Source organism: Nocardia sp. Marseille-Q1738 (genome assembly GCF_965283145.1).
The window spans coordinates 350,385-365,598 of record NZ_CBDIMS010000006.1 but is presented as its reverse complement, the minus strand read 5'-3'; the positions used below and the strand labels follow the sequence as shown (position 1 = coordinate 365,598).

The window sequence follows — 15,214 nt, the reverse complement described above, 5'->3', positions numbered from 1 at the left end:
ATGATCCTTGCTACGAAGGCGTAGGAATCGTGCGTCGGCGTGACGAGCGAGGGATCGAGGAGTACCGATGAAGCTACTTCGCAGGGCTGGGCGACGTCCGGATACCGACCCTGGACCGGTCGCGCTGCATGCCCGCAACGTGCGGTTCGATTGGGCGGGCACGCCCCTGCGCTGGATGCCCGCCGAGCCCATCGCCTCGCACCTGATCAACTCGCTGAACCTGCTGCTGCCCGAGGGCGAGCGCATGTTCTGCGCCGCCTACGCCGAGGCGCTGCCCTACGTGCACGACGACAAGTTGCGCGAGGCGATGCTCGGCTTCATCGGTCAGGAGTCGATGCACGCCGAGACCCACGACAAGGTTCTGCACGAGGTGCTCGCCGTCCACGGCATCGATCCCGAGCCGTATCTGCGGCAGGCCGAGTATCTGTTCCGCCGCACGCTCGGTCCCCGGGATGCCGACGGGGTCGCGCGACGGCAGGTGCTCATCGAGCGGCTGGCTTTCATCGCCTGCCTGGAGCACTTCTTCGCCTATCTCGGCGACTGGGTGCTCAACGCGGATCTGGAGCGGTTCGACGCCGACCCGCGCATGGCCGACCTGTTCCGCTGGCACGGCGCCGAGGAGGTCGAGCATCGCCATGTCGCACACGACGTGGCGGTGTACTTCGGCGCCGGTTATCTGCGGCGGGCGGGACTGATGACGCTGGTGTTCCCGATCTTCCTGACCTTGGTGCTGCGCGGCACCAAGTTCCTGGTCCACCAGGACCCCGAGCTGCCCGATCTGGGCTATCCGCGATTGCTGGCACGGGTTTTCGGCGCGATGTGGCGCGGTGCGTTGCCCGGGGTGCCCTCGCTGCTGTGGAGTGCGTTGAGCACGTTCAAGCCCGGCTACAACCCGGACTCGGTCGGCTCCACGGCGCAGGCGGTGGCGTACCTGGCCAAATCCCCTGCCGCCCAGGCGATCGCCTCGTGACTGTGCGGCCCGTTCCCGACCAGCTGCCCGCGGACCTGTTCGGCAAGCGTGCTCGCGACCGCACGGTGCGCGTGGTCGACGCGGTGGCCTCCGCGCGGCTGCGCTGGACCACGCTGGTCAACCGGCGCGATCCGCGTCCGAAAGCGGACGATCACCGCCTCGCCTTGGTCGTGACCGAACGGCGGATCGAGGCGCACGACCAGGATGTGGTGAGCCTGCGGCTGGCCGCGGCCGACGGGCGCGTGCTGCCACCGTGGCGGCCCGGCGCCCACGTGGACCTCGAGTTGCCTTCCGGCAGGCTGCGGCAGTATTCGCTGTGTGGCGACCCCGCCGACACCCGCGCCTATCGGGTCGCGGTGCGCCGCATCCCGGAAGGCGGCGGTGGTTCGGTGGAGGTGCACGACGCCCTGCCGGTCGGGGCGCCGATCGTGGTGCGCGGTCCACGCAACGCGTTCCCGTTCGCCGTGCCCGGCCACGGATCTCCGGCTGCCCGTTTGCATTTCGTCGCGGGCGGCATCGGCATCACGCCGATCCTTCCGATGGCCAGGCTGGCGCACCGTCTCGGGATCGAGTGGTCGATGGTGTACACCGGACGCAGCCGCGACACCCTGCCGTTCCTCGACGAGATCGCGGGTTTCGGCGACCGCGTCATCGTGCGCACCGACGACGAACAGGGGCTCCCGGATGCCGCCGCCTTGCTGCCCGGAGTCGGGCCCGACACCGCGGTCTACTGCTGCGGACCGGTGCCGATGATCACGCTGATCGCCGACGCCGTGCGCGAAATACCCTACATAGAACTGCATTCCGAGCGCTTCTCGCCGCCGCCGATCGTGAACGGCACGCCGTTCGAGATCCAATTCGCCTCCACCGGAGAGGTCGTCGAGGTCGCCGCCGACCGTTCCGCGCTCGACACCATCCTGCAGACCCGGCCCGACCGGCCGTACTCGTGCAGGCAGGGTTTCTGCCGGACCTGCAAGGTCCGTGTGCTGGCCGGTGAACCGGACCACCGCGACAGCGTGCTCACCGATGCCGAACACGAGGCGGGCGAGATGCTCGTCTGCGTGTCCCGTGCCGAGGGCGGGCGACTCGTACTCGATCTGTGACTCCGGGAAGCGCCGGGGCGGTCGGCGGTCAACCGCGCGTCGCGGCGAGTTCGGCCTCGATGGCCTGGACTCGCTCTGCTTCGATGCCCCACGGGTGCTCGACACCGACCCGGCGATCAAGGTCCCACAGCACGCATTCCTCGTCCGGAGCCGCGACGAACGACCACGCCACCACGGTGCGGCCGAGCTGCTCGTCCATGGTTCCGTGCGAATTGTCCGGCTGACCGGCGCCTTCGGGGAAGTGGTGCAGGAAGCGGCCGTAGGCCTTCGTGCAGAAGTCCGCGTAGCGTTTCGTGCACAAGATGAAGCCGTGCCATGCCTCGTCTACCGCGTGCGACGGCATGCCGATCACCTTGTCGTCGCGCATGGCGGCGCCGCAGCAGAGCAGCCACTGCCGTAATCCCTTGTCCACCAGTTCGCGCGGCTGCCAGGGACAGGTCTTGTACACGGCGTCGGGCAGTTCCAGCGCGTCGACGGCGGAGCGGACGGCCGCCAGGTCGATTTCGCGGGGCCTGCGGAAACTGAATGACACCACAGTTCACTGTACGTGCGTGCCGGTGGACCACTACCGTTTGGGCATAGGCGCTCAGGCCCGTAGTAGGCGGAGCGTGACCACGGAGGGACCGGCTCTGCCGGAAAGGACACGATATGGAAGCGCTCATCCTTCTTTTCGTTCTGATGATGCTGGTGCTTCTCATAGCGGTTCCGATCATCGTGGTGCTCGTCGTCATCCGCTCACAACGCAGGCGGCACCTGCCGCCGCCGAACGGACCGTGGCAGGTATCCCGGGGCGGAGGGCATCACCACCACAGCGGATCCACCGACCCGTTCTGGGCCGCGGGCGGTGCCGGTCTGATCGGTGGGCACGACCCGGGCCATCCGAACGGCTGTGGCGGCGGCAGCCACGGCAGTAGCTGCGGCGGAGGAAGCGGCAGTAGCTGCGGCGGAGGAAGCGGCAGTAGCTGCGGCGGGGGGAGCAGTTCCAGCTGCGGCGGCGGCGGTGGTGGTGGGAGCAGCTGCGGCGGTGGCGGGTCCTGACCCACGATTTGACCTCAACCTGACTTCAGGTTCCATGCTGTCCTCATTCGTGATGGCAAGGAACGATGGAGGTTGAGTCATGCGGGCTGTGCAGGCCAGTGCGTTCGGTGGACCGGAAGTGCTCGCGGTGCGTGAGCTGCCGGACCCGGTGGCCGGACCGGGTGAGGTGGTGGTCGACGTGGCGGCCGCCGATGTGATGTTCCTGGACACGCGACTGCGTGGTGGCTGGGGGACGGACTTCTTCGCGATCGAGCCGCCGTACGTGCCCGGCGGCGCGGTCAGCGGCGTGGTGGCGTCGGTCGGCCCGGATGTCGATCCGGCCTGGGTCGGCAAGCGGGTGTCCACTCCGACCGCGGCCAGCGGTATCGGCGGCGGCTTGCCGATCGGGGGGTACGCCGAGAAAGCGCTCGCCAAGGCGGAAACCTTGGCCGCGATCCCCGACGGGCTGACCATGACGCAGGCCGTCGCGCTCGCACACGACGGCAAGACCGCGCTCGCGGTGTTCGAACGCGCCGCTGTTCAGCCCGGGGAATGGGTCTTGATCACCGCGGCGGGCGGCGGTCTCGGTATTTTGCTGATCCAGCTCGCCAGGGCGGCGGGCGCGAACGTCGTCGCCGCCGCACGCGGCGCCGCGAAGCTGGAACTCGCCGGAAGGCTCGGCGCGACCGCCGTGGTCGACTATTCCGCGCCCGACTGGGCGGCGAAGGCGCGCGCCGCGACCGGTGGAGCGGGCGTGGACGTGGTGCTCGACGGCGCGGGCGGCGCACTCGGGGAGGCCGCGGTCACGGCCGCGGCCGAGGGCGGTCGCTTCCTCGGATACGGTGCTGCGGCAGGTGAATTCGCCTCGTTGGACGAGCAGGCGGCAGCGCGTGGTATCACCGTATACGGACTGTTCGACATCACCGGCGCAGACACCGATTGGCAGGCGCTCGCCGAGCGCGCGCAAGCCGAGGTTGCCGCCGGGCGGCTGGAGGTCGTCATCGGTCAGACGTTCCCGCTGGAACAGGCCGATCGGGCGCATGCCGCCATCGAGTCGAGGACTGCCGTAGGGCGGACTTTGTTAACAGTGTGAACAATCCGCCCGATCTGGAGAATCGATGTAGTGCGCAGGCCCGGCGACGGCGCTAATGTGCCGGGGTGGAAACTCTGCTCGTCGTCGGTATCGTCATCGTGGTCCTCGGCTTCGTCGTCGCAGTCGTGCACTTCGCCAGTCGCCCGCCGAAGGATGCCGATTCATGGGACCGCGACGACGCCGAGGACTACGACGCCGACTGGGACGAGGACTACCGCGACGGCTGACCCTGCTCGGTCGGGGTCAGCACCACCACCGCGATGGGCCGCTTGGTCAGCTTTTGATAGGCGCTGTAGCGACCCTGATTCACCTTGTCGACGATCGCCCAGCGCCGGGCGTAATCGGGATCATCCGGCAGTGTCGGCCGCGCCCGCACCGCCAGTTTCCGCCGCCCGACCTGGATCTCACACTCCGGTCGCGCCTTCAGATTCGCCAGCCACCCCGGCGGCCGCGGCGAGCCACCATTGGACGCCGTCACCAAATATTCCTCACCGTCGCGCGCGTACGTCAGCGCCGAGGTCCGCTGTTCGCCGCTCTTGCGCCCCACGCTCCGCAGCAGCAGCGTCGGATTCCCCAGCAACAGCCGATGCCCCACCAGCCCACCAGAGTTCTCATACACCCACTGATGCGCCTTCAACACCTTGATGAACAGACCGGCCATACCTGACCCTCCAGTAAGTTTCCGACACCCCACCCTAAGTCACCACCATCCGACTGGTCCCCACCGACCCGGTAGCATCCCCCACGCCTGGGGGATTCCTCGCGGCACGGGGCGGTAGCTCAGTCGGTTAGAGCCGTGGACTCATAATCCATTGGTCGCGGGTTCGAGCCCCGCCCGCCCCACAAATATCTCTGAGCTGCGAAAACGCTGAACTTTACAGCTGAGTTGATCTAGAACAGCGCTCCGACAGCAATGAATTTTGCCGATGAAATTTGGGCTTGGGGCTGGAACTGGACGGCATCCGAGAGCTTGCGGAGGACTTCGCGACGGAACTGCGTCGCAAAAACCGGAGCAAGCGGACCATTCCGACGGCTGGCTGGTGTGTGTGCGGTGTGGGTCGTGTGGATGGTCTGTCGAGCCGACTTGTGGCGCAGATGATTTGGGTGATACTGGCGGTGTGAACGGGACTTGGGAGGCGTGGGGTGGGGTCGCGATCGCCGCGATTACCTCGATACCGCTAGCCGGTCTCGCGGCCTGGTGGCTGGCTGGGCGGTGCGGGTGGCGTGCTGCGCTATGCGATGTCGGGATGGTGACGGGTACCGCGCCGTGGTTGTGGATGATCCTTACGCCGACGGGAACGGGCCGTTCGGTGAATCTCGTGCCGCTGCGTGATCTGGCCGAGGTACTGGCCGACGACCGGGTAATCGAGCAGTTCGGTGGGAATCTGCTGGTCTTCGCCGCACTCGGCTTCCTGTTGCCGGTGCGCCGACCCTGGTTCGCCCGCTCGTACCGCATCCTGTTGGCGGGAGCAGCAGCTTCGATCGCGGTGGAGACTGTGCAGTTCGCCCTTGCTATCGGCCGTTACTCATCCGTCGACGACGTGCTGGTGAACGCGGCCGGTGCATACCTGGCGGGCCAGCTCTCACGACAGTTGTGGGCGCCGCGCGCAGTGACTGACCGGTCCGAGCCAGCGCTACCTGAAGAGCCGAAAGGGGCATCGTCTCCGAGCAGGACGGTCTCGGCCAGCCCACCGTCCCCGAGTATGAAGATCATCGACAAGCGTGTGGCCGCGGGGTCAACGCGAACCATCCGCGATGAGCCGCGAGAGCGACACAGCGGCGGCGTGGGGTGACGAACGGCGGGACACCAACTGCGGACCTACGTGTATCAACTCACTCGAGCCACGATTTGAGCATCAGGTGGCACAACTCGGTCACGACACGCCGCAAATTGAATCACAACACGTAAGAGAAGGTTTTGGCCTGTAGTCCACAGGCGGAAACTCCCGGACCGACGGCCCGAGCTGTGTTCTATTCCTGTGTTTCGATAGAGCAGAAGGAAATCGCTCAACACGATCGATAGCGGACACGTGCGAACATGGCATAGCTATACTGGCGACAGGTGAAAGGACATCGCACCAGGCTGCACTCGAGGGTATTATCCGCGAGCTTTACCGAGCCGCCAGGAGGAAGCTTGATGTTCGAGCTGCCGGACGTTCCATTCAGCCGACAACTGTCGAGGCCTATCGCACTACTGGGGCTACGGCCGCCGATACTGCCGCCAGCGCTCAACCAATTTCTGCCGAATGTGATCGAACCGCTGGCCAAAGTGCCCGTCCTGCGGCGCGAGTTGAGCCGGTTTTTCGTCAACTACTACGGCTACGCGACCTCACCGCGGCCACGCCCGCTGACACTCGGTCGCGACTACACGACCTGGCGGACGCTTACCGATCGTATGTACACCGGGCGCCACCTACCGCCGGCTACCTCGGAGCAGCAGGATAAATGGCCCGATCAGGCCGATGTGGTCGCACTGTTCCGGCGAGATCGGGAAATCAAATCCACTGACACCAGCGTAATGTTCATGTTCTTCGCGCAATGGTTCACCGATAGCTTTCTGCGCACCAGTCGCGACGATTATCGACGCAACACATCCAACCATGAAATCGACTTGTGTCAGATTTACGGGCTCACCGAGGAAAAGACCGCTATGCTGCGTTCGAAGACCGGCGGCCGGCTGAAGACCCAGCAAATCAACGGCGAGGAATTTCCGGTATTTCTCTTCGAGCGTCGGCAGCCGGGCGGGCCGCTCGTCGTCAAGCCGGAATTTCGAGGCCTCCACGACGAGGAGTTTCTCATAAAATTCATCCTCGACGGCGCCTCGGAAGAGCACAAGGACGCGATGTTCGCCGTCGGACTGGAGCACGGCAACTCGACCATCGGCCAGACGATGTTGAATACCGTCTTCTACCGGGAACACAACCGGATCGCACGAATGCTCGAGCAGGAGTACCCGAAATGGGACGATGCACGGTTGTTCGACACCACTCGCAACGTCATGATCGTCATACTGCTGAAGCTGGTGATCGAGCAATACATCAGACACATTGCGCCTTTCGACTTCCCGATCGAGACAGTCCCGTTTCTGGCGGAAGGGGAACGCTGGAACCGCTCGAACTGGTGCGCCATCGAGTTCAACTTGCTGTACCGATGGCACTCGCTTGTGCCGAACAGCATCGGCAGCGGCGCCGACCGGCTGGAACCATCCGGATTCCGCAATAATAACCCGCTGCTGTTGCGGCGCGGAATCGAAGCGCTGATGGCGCAGTGCTCGATGGAGCGAGCAGGAAAGATCGGACTTCGAAACACCCCACACTTTCTTGTCGACCGGTCTCGACCAGACGATCCCTCTGTCGAGGAACGGACGGTCGCATTGATGCGAAAGGCGCAGTTGCGCTCCTACAACGAATACCGGGAAGCTTTCGGGCTCCGGCGATTGTCGAGCTTCGAGCAGCTGACGAGCGACCCGCAATTGCGCGGTCGGATCGAGGAACTCTACAAGGACATCGATGACCTCGAGTGGTATGTCGGGATTTTTGCCGAGGACTACCCCGATTACCTCATGATGGGTGAGTTGTTGACGACGATGGTGGCACACGACGCGTTCACTCAAGCCTTCACCAACCCGCTGCTGGCTCGCAACGTCTTCAACGAGGAGACATTCTCACGCGTCGGCCTCGAAATCATAGAGGAGACCAACTCGCTCGGACAGATCGTCGCCCGCAATTCCACCTCGCCTGACAAAGTGGTGGTCGAGTTCAGTTGCTGAACAGAGCTCGGCGCATGGCAGCGGCGGCAGATCGGCGCGCACGTCGTCATCAACCGTGACCGTTAGTTCCAGCCGCTGGCGTGAAGCCCGACGCTACTACGCCGATGCGGCGTAGGCCGCCACGGCTGCTGGCGATGGAATTGCCGCTGCCCACGCTTGGATCAACGCGTGCCTGTTGTCGTACCGCGAAGGCGCACGGCCTGAAGAAGGCGTCAAGCTCGCAGAAGCCGCTCAACTCGCCGCTCGGCGGGAAAGGTGGACCGAAACTGCGGGCATTGGCGGCGATCCGAGAAGCCGAAGCCCTCAGCGTGATCGGTGACTGGACTGCCAGCATTGGTCAGTGCCTCCAGCTTTCCGACACCCACCTGCCCACCGTACCGCGCGGTACTTCGGTTCGGTGCTGCCGCACGGTCGGGGAAGCTGCCGCAACCTGCTGCTGTGAGCGATGGTCTTGCTCGAACATCGCCAGCACTCGTACACCTGGCAAGTCATTGCCCGAATCTCGCTGGGCACTGGCGGAGGCGCGACACCTCTCCATCAATGAGTGAAAGCGTCGACCCCGAGCTTGCTTTGTCGGCCGCCGATGTGCCGGACGGGTGGTTATCGACAGCGGTCGGACGGCCCGGCGTAGGTAGTCCACGCACCAGCGACTCCGGCTCGATTCAAGGATTCGGGTAGGTGGGGAAGTTGGTCGGGAAGGTCGGGGTCGGGAAGTTGGTGGGGAAAGTTGGGATTGGGAAGTTGGTGGGGAAAGCCGGAGATGGGAAGGTGGTCGGGAAGGTCGGAGTTGGGATGTTGGTCGGGAAGGTCGGGGTCGGGTAGGTGGGGAAGGCTGTCGGGAAGTTGGTCGGGAAGGTCGGGGTCGGGTAGGTGGGAAGGTCGGGGTTGAAGGTCGGGGTTGGGAAATTGGTCGTAGGTCGGAAAGTGAAGGTCGGGAAGTTGGTCATGTAGGTCGGGAAGGTTGGGATTGGGTACTCCCCGGCAACCTGGGCGACCGGGAGGAGGCCCCCGGCGCCGGCTTCGGTGTCTTCGACGTAGGTCGCGGCTTCTACCGCGGGAGCGGGTTCGGTGTCGTGGGTGGCCAGCGTGGCGACACCGGACAGGAGCGCGGCGGCGGACAGGAGCGGGGCGAGGAGCGTTGTGGGAGACAGCACGAATTTCCCTTCTCGTATCCCGGCCGATCGGCGTCGGCGACGGGTCGGACAGCGGGGCAACCTGCGGAAAGCGTGCGATCGGCAGCGTAGTGGCGGTGGCGGTTGCTATCGGGAAACCACGCCGCATCATCCGCACGATAGTTCGGGAACCGCCTGGTCGAACGCGGTTGCCCATCCGTGCGGCGGACACGAGGCTCGTTGTGGAATGTCGCGAGAGTGTTTCAGTTCCGGCACATTCGGCCGCGCTCCAGCGTGTTGCTGATAGTTTGCTGATGTTGGCCCTCTAATAGGCCAGCTCGTCGACGAATGGCGCGAACTACCCGTGGAGGTCAAGGTCGTGACTCGTCTATTTCCTCGTTTCCTACGCAGATGGCGTAGCGGTTCACCCAGAATCCTCGGTCCGCTCGCCGGTATGGCAGTCGGGCTCCTGCTGGCGGTGACGGCAACCGCCGAGCCGTTGTATCCGCGGCCTCATCCGGACCCGTTCTATGCCCCACCGGCGGATCTGGCGGCGCACCGACCCGGTGATGTGCTCGACGTGCGGGCACTGCCGCCGCTGCCCCTGTTTCCCGGCGCGACGGTCACGCTGGTCGAATTCCGGTCCACCGACTCGCATGGCGGGCCGATAGCGGCGACGACCACGATCCTGACGCCCGCCAACCATCCACCCAACGGGCCGCTGCTGTCGTATCAGCACTTCATCAACGCGCTCGGCACCGACTGCGCGGTATCGCACCTGCTATACGCCGGCGATACGAACCTGAATACGACGACGCCGCTTTTGAACGTGCTGCTGCAGCAGGGCTGGAGTATCGCGCTGCCGGATCATCTCGGACCGCAGTTCGCCTTCGGCGCCGCGCGTTTGGGTGGCCAGATCACATTGGACGGCATCCGGGCGGCGCAACGGCTGCCCGCGCTCGGCTTGCAGCACAGCCCAGTGGTGATGACCGGCTACTCCGGCGGCGGCATGGCCACCGGATGGGCGGCTGCGCTGCAGGCCTCGTACGCACCTGACCTGCGGATCGCGGGGGCGGCCATCGGCGGCGCGCCGATGAACCTCCTGGCGATGGCGGAGGGGCTGGGCTTGGAACCGCATCCGGCCTTCGGGCTGGCCATGGCGGCGGCGATCGGCCTGGAGCGGGAGTACCCGGACCGGGTGCAGACCAGCGCGTATCTCAACGCGCGCGGTCTCGAGATCCGTGACGCCATGGCCAACAGCTGCACCAACGACATCCTGGCCGTCGGAGCCGGCGGCAGTGCCCGGGAGTTCGTCACCACCACCTCGATCTTCGAGCGGAGCGAGGCCAGGGCGGTGGTGGAGGAGAACAGCCTGGAGCTCTACGCCGGGGTGCCGCAAATGCCGATCTTCGAATGGCATTCGCCGGACGATCCGCTGATTCCGGTCGGCGCCATCGACAACACCAACGGCCGCTGGTGCGCGGCCGGGGTGCCGTTGCAGACACTGCGGGTGCCCGGTGTCGAGCATCTGTCCGCGGCGTTACTGGGCGCGCCCACGGTACTGCCGTGGCTCCAGGCACGGGTTCGCGGAGAGCCTGCGCCCATCGCCTGCTGACGCATCGGTTACGCGGACCGCTGGCTCAGGCTGAAGTGCTGCTGCGGTCCGCGAGCCCGGTGCGGGAGGCCACTGAACGGGTCGTGCTGAGCAGCGCGGCCGCCAGAACGACGCCAACGACAGCGAAACCGAGTGTGCCTATGGGAGATAGGCCGTTTCGCCAGATGGCGTACGCGCTGGCGGCCGCGACCAGTGCACCGGTGAGGGCGGTCGTGCGAGCAAGCCGGCGGGCAGAACCCACGCCGATCGGTCATGCACCTGAACCACCAAGGGCGCTATCGTCACCGCGATCCGATACACCGCGAGAAACCACAGCGGGCTCGCCACCACATGTGCTGCCGTCCGCGCCATTTCATCGGAGTGGGCACGCAGGAGCCACACCACCGGTCCGAGTACCGCGATCAGCGGGATCATCGGCAGGGTCAGCCTGCGGGCCCGCGGCCCGAGATACGCGCCATAGTTCGTGGCCTGGGCGCGCCATCGATCGACGACCAGGGTATTGGCGAAGCCACCGGCGAGAAAGAACAGCGGCATCACCTGCAGCACCCAGCTCAGTGCCCATATCGGTCTGCCGTGCAGGGTGAGATCACCCCGAACGGCACCCCCGCCGCTGGTGACTCGCACCGAGATCCAATGCACGACCACGACCACAGCGATGGCGAACGTCCGGACAACGTCGACGTTCCAGTTCCGCAGTGTGGTCCTGCTGCGCGGGGCGGTCACATTCGAGGATCAGCCGGTAGGGCTTAATGCGACATGAACGCTGGGCACGCAGACGATCTCGAATCGGCTGCGACCGGATTCAGAAACTCATCTGGATTCGCGCAGACGGAGCCGCGCCGTGATAGAAGTGCCGTCCCAAGCCGACCGTAAAAATGAGCATCCCGTACAGCGAATGCTCGACGGAAACGGTGAACAGCGAGTGCGTCCGCAAATATCGTGTCGCGAAGATCCAGCCGCCGACACCGCTGGCGACGACCGAGACCCAGCTGCCGAAGATGATGTGCACGTAGCCGAACGCGGCCGCGCTGGCTGCCACCAACCCGGGACCCTCACCGAAGACCGGCGCGTATCGATGGAAGAGGAATGAGCGGAAGATCAACTCCTGTGGGTACACGCTCAGCGCTGGATAGAGCACCATCACCGCGAGCCACAGCCACGGATTGCGCCGCGGCAGGTCGAACAGATCCTCCCGCCGCAGTGCCGCGACCACCGCGGTGAGCGCCAGCGCGCTCGATCCAGCCAACGCCGCCATCGAGCCCGCTTGTGCGCCGAACGCCCCGGTACGCCACAGGGCAGCGCGGTCGAAGGTGGATGAGCGCCGCAGGTAGACGGCGGCACCCGAGGCCAACGCGAGCAGCGCCGGGATCGGGGGTTTCCCCCGCATCACCGCGTTGTACACCGTCGTTCCGCCGAAGAACAGCGCCGCGTACTCGGCACTCAGATACACCCGCCGCCACGGTCGAATCCTCATGAGAAACACCATATTTGCCGGATCGCGAGTGTGCCGACCGCCAGTGGCTCCATGCAGCTCTTACGTGGGACTGTCCGTAGACGGGGTATTCGGACGAGACCGGCGGTGGGCGTCGACTCGACCCACGGTGTCGCCGTAGACGTGCGGTGATCGGTCGCACTCGGCGATGAAGTCGCCGGGGAAACCGAGTTCGAACGGGACTGCTGCCTCCAGGGCGCTTACCGCGTCCTTCGGCAGCGTGAGGCCGGCGGCGTCGAGATTCTCGGTGAGCTGCGCTGCGCTGCTGACGCCGATGATCGGCAGCACGGTGGGCGAGTGGTGCCGGGTCCACGCGATAGCCACATGTGCCGGTGGCACGCCGAGTTCGGCCGCGACGGTGTCGACGGCCGCGGCCGCGGCGCGTTCCCGTTCGGTGTGCCGGGCTGGGTCGGTGCGTCGTCCCGCGGCGCCGGAAAGGATCCCGCGGGCCAGGGGCGCCCAGGTTGTGACGCTCATGCCGAACGCCTCGGCCATCGGCACCAGTTCCCGTTCGATATCGCGTTGCAGCAGGTTGTAGGGCACCTGTAGGCCGGAGAAGGGTGTCTGGTCTCGGCACTGGGCGAGGGTGTTCGCCTGGGCGACCACCCACGCGGGGGCATCGGAGATTCCGATGTGGAGCACCTTGCCCGCGCGTACCACGTCGTCGAGCGCGCGCAATGTCTCCTCGATCGGGGTGTGCCGGTCCCAGACGTGCACCCAGTACACGTCGATGTAGTCGGTGCGCAGCCGTCGCAGGCTCTGCTCGAGCGAGCTGATCAGGTTCTTGCGGTGATTGCCGGAGGCGTTCGGGTCGCTCGCGTCGCGGGTCAGTGTGTACTTGGTGCCGATGACGAACCGGTCGCGGTGGTCGAGCACCGTGCCGAGCATCTCCTCGCTCGCGCCGTAGGCCGAGGCGGTGTCGATGAAGTTGCCTCCGGCGTCGGCGAAAACATGCAGAATCCGCCGGTATTCGTCGACCTCGTCGATCACCATGGTGCCGAGCACGAGTTCGGACACACGCAGACCGGTTCGGCCGAACAGTCGGTATCGCATCATGAGAGCAGTCTGCGGTGCACGCCCGCCCATAGGCAGGCCGTGTCAGGGCTAGTACTCCTGTATCCGCCGCCCACGACCAGGGCCGCCCATGGTGGCTTGCGCCACTGCCACGCCGCGCGGGGTGATCGACCAGCGCGCCGCGTACGGCGTCGCCATGATGAGACCGCGCGATTCGAGTTGGCCGATCGCCTGGCGGGCAATCCACTCGGTCAGTTGCGCTTCTCGGGTGATCTGGTCGGCGGTGAACATGCCGCCCGGCGCAAGTACGGCGAGCACCGCCGTTTCCGCCACCGTGCCGGTACCCATCGCTTCCCCCTTGGCCGATTCGTTGTTGGTGCACCCGCCGCCGGGGACCAACGGCGTGCCAGGGCTCATGTCCGGCCGTGCCGATACGCCGACATCCACCCGGCGGCGGGGGTGCAATCACGTTACGCGGACATGGTGGCGTGCAGATGAATTCGCCGTCTACAGGCGTCTACAGCACGGCAAGGCTTGTTAGGCCGGAGTCGTGGAGCCCCGTCACCAATCACCGGTGCCGGGCTGCGCGCGAGGCGGCGGGCCTGAGCCTGTCGGCGCTGTTGGGCTGATGTCGGGAGGGAGGCGCAAATGTCATTTTCTCGGCACAATCGGCTCTCTGTCCGGCGTGTCGCTGAGAGTTTGCTGGTGCTGTCGCATTTGAATTCATGCTGGCTGGTCGACGAATGCCACGAACTACCCGTGGAGGTCAAGGCTGTGACCCGGCAGTTTCTTCTTTTTCTCAGCAGCAGACGCAGCGGTTCGGCCCAGGCCCTCAGTGCTGTCGGCGGTGTGGCACTCGCGCTGCTGCTCGCGGTGACGGCAACCGCGGAACCGCTGTATCCGCGGCCGGATCCCGACCCGTTCTACGCCGCCCCGGCGGATCTGGCGGCACACCGACCCGGTGAGGTGCTCGACTCGCGTCCAATGCCGCCGGTGGCGATCTTCCCCGGCGCCACCGTCACGCTGGTCAAATTCCGGTCCACCAACTCACACGGCGCCCCGATCGCGGCGACCACCACGGTGCTCACCCCCTTCGGCCAGCGGCCCGGTGGGCCGCTGCTGTCGTATCAGCATTTCATCAACTCGCTCGGCACCCACTGCGCGGTATCGCACGCGCTGTACCGCGGCGATCGGAATGCGACGGTGACGATGCCGATTTTGAACGCGGTGCTGGCGCAGGGCTGGAGTGTCGCGCTGCCGGATCATCTCGGACCGTACTTTGCGTTCGGAGCGGCGCGCTTGGGTGGTCAAATCGTGTTGGACGGTATCCGTGCGGTGAAACAGCTGCCCGCGCTCGGCGTGCAGCACAGCCCAGCGGTGCTGGCCGGCTACTCCGGTGGCGGCCTGGCCACCGCATGGGCGGCTGCGCTGCAGCCGTCGTATGCGCCGGAGCTGGAGCTGGCGGGTGCGGCCTTCGGCGGCGCTACGCTGAACCTGGTGACGCTGGCGGAGGGGGTGGGCTTGGGTCCGCATCGGTCCTTCGGGCTGGCCATGGGGGCGGCGATCGGCCTGGAGCGGGAGTACCCGGACCGGCTGCCGATCAGCTCGTATCTCAACCAGCGCGGCCTCGAGGTCCGTGAGGAGATGGCCAACAGCTGCGCCAATGAGATCCTCACCGCGGGCATCGGCGGCAGCGCCGGCGAATTCCTCACCGACACCTCGATCTTCGAAGACCGCGAAGCCCGGTCGGTGGTGGAGGAGAACAGCCTGGAGCTCTATCCCGGGGTGCCGGAAATGCCGATCTTCGAATGGCATTCGCCGGACGACCAGGAGCTTCTGGTCGAAGCCATCGAGAACACCCTCCGCCGCTGGTGCGCGGCAGGGGTGCCGGTGGAGACGCTGCGGGTTTCCGCGGGTGAACAGCTGCCCGAAGTTGAGCACCTGACCGCGGCGGTACTGGGCACACCCGCGGCACTGTTGTGGCTCCAAGCAAGGGTCCGCGGCGAGCCCGCCCCCACCACCTGCTGAC

15 protein-coding genes and 1 tRNA gene are annotated in these 15,214 nt (G+C 66.0%); 9 read left to right on the top strand and 7 right to left on the bottom strand.

Annotation, left to right across the window (positions count from 1 at the left end; all coding sequences use genetic code 11):
* Positions 1 to 67 precede the first annotated feature (67 nt).
* Both ACWPXK_RS23310 and ACWPXK_RS23305 read left to right on the top strand, forming a co-directional pair.
* A complete protein-coding gene (locus tag ACWPXK_RS23310) occupies positions 68 to 970 on the top strand; it encodes a metal-dependent hydrolase (protein ID WP_454198299.1) in 903 nt (300 codons plus the stop codon).
* On the top strand, positions 967 to 2,073 hold the full coding sequence (locus tag ACWPXK_RS23305) for a PDR/VanB family oxidoreductase (RefSeq protein ID WP_454198298.1): 1,107 nt from the start codon (positions 967 to 969) through the stop codon (positions 2,071 to 2,073). The genes ACWPXK_RS23310 and ACWPXK_RS23305 overlap by 4 nt, the downstream gene beginning before the upstream one ends.
* A gap of 28 nt (positions 2,074 to 2,101) precedes the next feature.
* Here ACWPXK_RS23305 and ACWPXK_RS23300 read toward each other — a convergent pair whose 3' ends face one another.
* Complete coding sequence (locus tag ACWPXK_RS23300; RefSeq protein WP_454198297.1) at positions 2,102 to 2,608, bottom strand: hypothetical protein; 507 nt, start codon at positions 2,606 to 2,608, stop codon at positions 2,102 to 2,104.
* Positions 2,609 to 3,190: 582 nt separating this feature from the next.
* Between ACWPXK_RS23300 and ACWPXK_RS23295 the strand changes: the two genes are divergently transcribed.
* Both ACWPXK_RS23295 and ACWPXK_RS23290 read left to right on the top strand, forming a co-directional pair.
* On the top strand, positions 3,191 to 4,183 hold the full coding sequence (locus ACWPXK_RS23295; protein ID WP_454198296.1) for a zinc-binding dehydrogenase: 993 nt from the start codon (positions 3,191 to 3,193) through the stop codon (positions 4,181 to 4,183).
* A 65-nt stretch (positions 4,184 to 4,248) separates the two neighbouring features.
* Positions 4,249 to 4,410 carry a hypothetical protein gene (locus tag ACWPXK_RS23290; RefSeq protein WP_454198295.1) on the top strand — a complete coding sequence of 54 codons (162 nt, stop codon included), beginning with the start codon at positions 4,249 to 4,251 and terminating at the stop codon, positions 4,408 to 4,410.
* On the opposite strand, the gene ACWPXK_RS23285 is transcribed toward ACWPXK_RS23290, so the two are convergent.
* On the bottom strand, positions 4,395 to 4,844 hold the full coding sequence (locus tag ACWPXK_RS23285) for a nitroreductase/quinone reductase family protein (protein WP_454198294.1): 450 nt from the start codon (positions 4,842 to 4,844) through the stop codon (positions 4,395 to 4,397). The genes ACWPXK_RS23290 and ACWPXK_RS23285 overlap by 16 nt on opposite strands.
* Before the next feature lie 108 nt (positions 4,845 to 4,952).
* Between ACWPXK_RS23285 and ACWPXK_RS23280 the strand changes: the two genes are divergently transcribed.
* The 3 genes from ACWPXK_RS23280 to ACWPXK_RS23270 all read left to right on the top strand — a co-directional run bounded on the left by ACWPXK_RS23280 (position 4,953) and on the right by ACWPXK_RS23270 (position 7,952).
* A tRNA-Ile gene (locus ACWPXK_RS23280) sits at positions 4,953 to 5,026 on the top strand.
* 275 nt (positions 5,027 to 5,301) lie between these two features.
* Complete coding sequence (locus ACWPXK_RS23275) at positions 5,302 to 5,976, top strand: VanZ family protein (RefSeq protein WP_454198293.1); 675 nt, start codon at positions 5,302 to 5,304, stop codon at positions 5,974 to 5,976.
* Between the two features lie 344 nt (positions 5,977 to 6,320).
* Positions 6,321 to 7,952: a peroxidase family protein gene (locus ACWPXK_RS23270; protein WP_454198292.1), complete on the top strand. Its 1,632-nt coding sequence runs from the start codon at positions 6,321 to 6,323 to the stop codon at positions 7,950 to 7,952.
* A 662-nt stretch (positions 7,953 to 8,614) separates the two neighbouring features.
* Here the strand turns inward: ACWPXK_RS23270 and ACWPXK_RS23265 are convergent.
* Positions 8,615 to 9,106, bottom strand: a complete 492-nt coding sequence (locus ACWPXK_RS23265) for a hypothetical protein (RefSeq protein ID WP_454198291.1) — start codon at positions 9,104 to 9,106, stop codon at positions 8,615 to 8,617.
* Between the two features lie 412 nt (positions 9,107 to 9,518).
* Here ACWPXK_RS23265 and ACWPXK_RS23260 point away from each other — a divergent pair, with 412 nt between their 5' ends.
* Complete coding sequence (locus ACWPXK_RS23260) at positions 9,519 to 10,679, top strand: lipase family protein (protein WP_454198290.1); 1,161 nt, start codon at positions 9,519 to 9,521, stop codon at positions 10,677 to 10,679.
* Positions 10,680 to 10,817: 138 nt separating this feature from the next.
* Here ACWPXK_RS23260 and ACWPXK_RS23255 read toward each other — a convergent pair whose 3' ends face one another.
* The 4 genes from ACWPXK_RS23255 to ACWPXK_RS23240 all read right to left on the bottom strand — a co-directional run bounded on the left by ACWPXK_RS23255 (position 10,818) and on the right by ACWPXK_RS23240 (position 13,533).
* Positions 10,818 to 11,402 carry an acyltransferase family protein gene (locus tag ACWPXK_RS23255; RefSeq protein WP_454198289.1) on the bottom strand — a complete coding sequence of 195 codons (585 nt, stop codon included), beginning with the start codon at positions 11,400 to 11,402 and terminating at the stop codon, positions 10,818 to 10,820.
* Between the two features lie 79 nt (positions 11,403 to 11,481).
* Positions 11,482 to 12,153, bottom strand: coding sequence for a CPBP family intramembrane glutamic endopeptidase (locus ACWPXK_RS23250; protein WP_454198288.1), 672 nt, complete (start codon positions 12,151 to 12,153; stop codon positions 11,482 to 11,484).
* Positions 12,154 to 12,213: 60 nt separating this feature from the next.
* Positions 12,214 to 13,227 carry an aldo/keto reductase gene (locus ACWPXK_RS23245; RefSeq protein WP_454198287.1) on the bottom strand — a complete coding sequence of 338 codons (1,014 nt, stop codon included), beginning with the start codon at positions 13,225 to 13,227 and terminating at the stop codon, positions 12,214 to 12,216.
* A gap of 48 nt (positions 13,228 to 13,275) precedes the next feature.
* Entirely contained in the window at positions 13,276 to 13,533 is a 258-nt protein-coding gene (locus ACWPXK_RS23240; RefSeq protein ID WP_454198286.1) for a hypothetical protein, read from the bottom strand.
* Between the two features lie 501 nt (positions 13,534 to 14,034).
* Between ACWPXK_RS23240 and ACWPXK_RS23235 the strand changes: the two genes are divergently transcribed.
* A complete protein-coding gene (locus tag ACWPXK_RS23235; protein WP_454198356.1) occupies positions 14,035 to 15,213 on the top strand; it encodes a lipase family protein in 1,179 nt (392 codons plus the stop codon).
* Position 15,214 lies beyond the last annotated feature (1 nt).